The organism is Kitasatospora sp. NPDC057198 (assembly GCF_042670125.1).
Lineage (GTDB): Bacteria > Actinomycetota > Actinomycetes > Streptomycetales > Streptomycetaceae > Kitasatospora.
On the sequence record NZ_JBHUWH010000681.1, the window covers coordinates 1 to 3,026 of the forward strand.

Here is a 3,026-nt window from a genome sequence, read left to right on the forward strand (position 1 = left end):
GGCGCACCCCGCCCCGGGAGACCGCCCTGCTCGCCGAACGGGCGCTGACCGCCGCCCGGGACGCCGCGCACTACGGCGACCTGGCCCGCGGCCGCGCGGCCACCCGCCTCGTGCTGGAGCACGACACCAGCCCCGCCCGGCGCGTCGAGGCCCTCATCGCCCTGATCGACGCCAGCGGGCAGCACCTCCACGCTGCGGACCGCCTGTTCGCCGAGGCCCTCCACGCGGCGGGCGACCACCCCGGCCCGGCCGCCCAGGTCCTCATCCGCCGGTCCGTCTGGGCCAACGTCAACGACGGCGACCCGCACCGGGCGTGCGCCCACGCGGAACGGGCCGCCGCCCTCGCCGCGAGCGCCGGCGACAGCGCCGCCGCCGCCATGGCCCTCGGTCTGCAGGCCCGCTTCCAGCGCATCCTGGGCCACCCCGCCGCCGCGGCCACGCTCGCCCGCGCCCTGGCCCTGCCCCGCGACCCGCACACCCCCGCCAACGGCACGCCCCAGCACCTCGCCGCCCGCCACGCCCTGTTCGACGACCGCCCCGACGACGCCCGCGCCCTGCTGCTGCCGCTGCTCGTCGAGGCCGAACGCGCGGCCGACGCCGAGGCCACCGTCGACGTCCTGCGCAGCCTGGCCGAGACCGAGCTGCGGGCCGGACGCTGCACCCGGGCCCTCGAGCACGCCCGCCGCGCCCAGGCCCTCACCGACCGCACCGCCCTGTCGCCCGCGCCCGCCTGCTACACCTCCGCGCTGGTCGAGGGCGCCGCCCGCAGCACGGACGCCGCCCTCGCGCACGCCCGCCGCGGCATCGACACCGCCCGCCACGAGGACAACAAGGTCTTCCTCTCCCGCAACCTCCACGTCCTCGGACACCTGCTGCTGGCCGCCGGCCGCCCGAAGGAGGCGCTGGGGCCGCTGCGGCGGGTCCGCGAACTGGAGGCGCTGCAGCAGGTCCGCGACCCCTCGGTCCTGCGCTGGCACGCCGACCTCGCCGAAGCCCTCGTCGCCGTCGGCCGCCTCGACGAGGCCGACGACCTGCTCGCCGGCACCCGCCGCACCGCGGCCGACCTCGGACGGGACTCCGTCCTCCCCGGGCTCGACCGCGTCCGGGCCCTGCTGGAGGCCGCCCGGGGCGACCACGACGGCGCCGCCCGGCGCCTCACCGACACGGCCGGCCGCCTGCACCACCTCCCCCTCGAACGCGGCCGGACCCTGCTGGCGCTCAGCCACACCGAACGCCGCGGGCGCCGCCGGGCCGGCGCCCGGGCCGCGGCCCGCGAGGCCGCCGACCTCTTCGCCGCCCACCAGGCCCGCACCTGGGCGGACGCCGCCGCCCGCGCCCTGGACCGCCTGGAGCCCGGCCCGGCCGGGGACGACGGTGCCCGGCCCCGGCTCACCGGCGCCGAGGAACGCTGCGCCCGGCTCGCCGCCGGCGGCGCGAGCAACCGCGACATCGCCGCCGCCCTCACCGTCAGCGTCAAGACCGTCGAGGCGACCCTCACCCGCGTCTACCGCAAGCTCGACGTGCACTCACGCGTCCAGCTCGCACACGCCGTCGCCCCCGCCCTCGAATGACCGGGCCTCGAACGGCCGAGCGGTGGGCAACCGGGCCTCGGGCGACCGGGCCTCGAACGGCCGAGCGGCGGGCAACCGGGCGGTGGGCGACCGGACTGGGGTGATCGGCAACGGACGCCGTCCGGCGACCAGTTGGGGGGTCCGGTCTTCCACTTCTGCCAATTCTGGATACAGTGTGTCCCGAATAATTCAGGACCCCCGATGTCCTGGATCCCTCCTGCCCGAAGGGACCCCTCCGATGACCGAAGCGCTCAAGGCCCCGCCCGCACCGGCCCCCGCCGCTCCCCCCGCCGAAGCCGGCCTCGGCCTCGCCGCCGTCCTCGCCCTGGGCACCTTCGCGGTCGGCACCGACGCCTTCGTCACCGCCGGCTTCCTGCCCGCGATGGCCGCCTCGCTGCACGTGTCGACCTCGGCCGCCGGACAGTCGGTCAGCCTGTTCGCCGCCGGATACGCGATCGCCTCGCCGCTGCTCGCGGTCGCCACCGCCCGGCTGCCCCGGCGCACCCTGCTGGTCGGCGCCCTGGTGCTGCTGGCCGTCGCGAACGCGCTCACCGCGCTCGCCCCCAACTACCCGGCGCTGATGGGCGGGCGGCTGCTCGCGGCGCTCGGCGCGGCCGCGTTCACCCCGACCGCGGGGGCGACCGCGGCGGCCCTGGTGCGGCCCGAACGGCGCGGCCGGGCGCTGGCGGTGGTGATCGGCGGACTGACCGCGGCCACCGCGCTCGGCGTCCCGCTGGGCCGGGTCGCCGCCGTCGGCCTGGGCTGGCGGGCCGCCCTCGGGGCGGTCGCCGCGCTGACCGCGCTGTGCGCGCTCGCGGTGCGGCTGACCCTGCCCGCGCTGCCCGGCACCGAACCCGTCCCGCTGCGCACCCGGCTGGCCGCGCTGCGCCGCCCCGGCGTGCTCACCGTGCTGCCGCTGACGGTGCTCGGGATGACCGCCTGCTATGTCCCGTACTCCTACAGCGTGCCGGTGCTGGACGCCGTCGGGGTCTCCGGGCGCACCGCGGTGGTCGCGGCGCTGGTGCTGTACGGGGTCGGCGCGGTGGCGGGGAACCTGCTGGCCGGGCGGCTGGCCGACCGGCGCGGGCCGGTGCGGGTGCTGACCGCCGGGTACGCGGCGATGGTGCTGTCGTTCGCGGTGCTGGCGGCCCTGGCGGCCGGGCACGTCCGGGCGGGGATCGCGGCGGCCGGGGTGCTGGTGTTCCTGTGGGGCGCGAGCAGCTGGTGCCAGACGCCGCCGCAGCAGCTGCGCCTGCTGTCGGCCGCCCCCGAGCAGGGCGCGCTGCTGGTGTCGCTGAACGCGTCCGGCATCTACCTGGGCATCGGCGCGGGCAGCGTGCTGGGCGGGCTGGTGCTGCCGCTGGGCGCGGCGGCGGTGTACGCGCTGGCGGCGGTGCTGGCGCTGGCCGCCGGGGTGCTGCTGCGGACCACCGCGCACCGCGCGGGCGCCGGCGG

The 3,026-nt window shown here is 78.9% G+C and carries 2 protein-coding genes; both read left to right on the forward strand.

Annotation, left to right across the window (positions count from 1 at the left end):
• The coding region (locus tag ACFUEL_RS37650) for a LuxR C-terminal-related transcriptional regulator (RefSeq protein ID WP_380242401.1) at positions 1-1,571 on the forward strand (1,571 nt) is incomplete at its 5' end.
• A 238-nt stretch (positions 1,572-1,809) separates the two neighbouring features.
• On the forward strand, positions 1,810-3,026 hold a 1,217-nt coding region (locus ACFUEL_RS37655; RefSeq protein ID WP_380242403.1), incomplete at its 3' end, for an MFS transporter.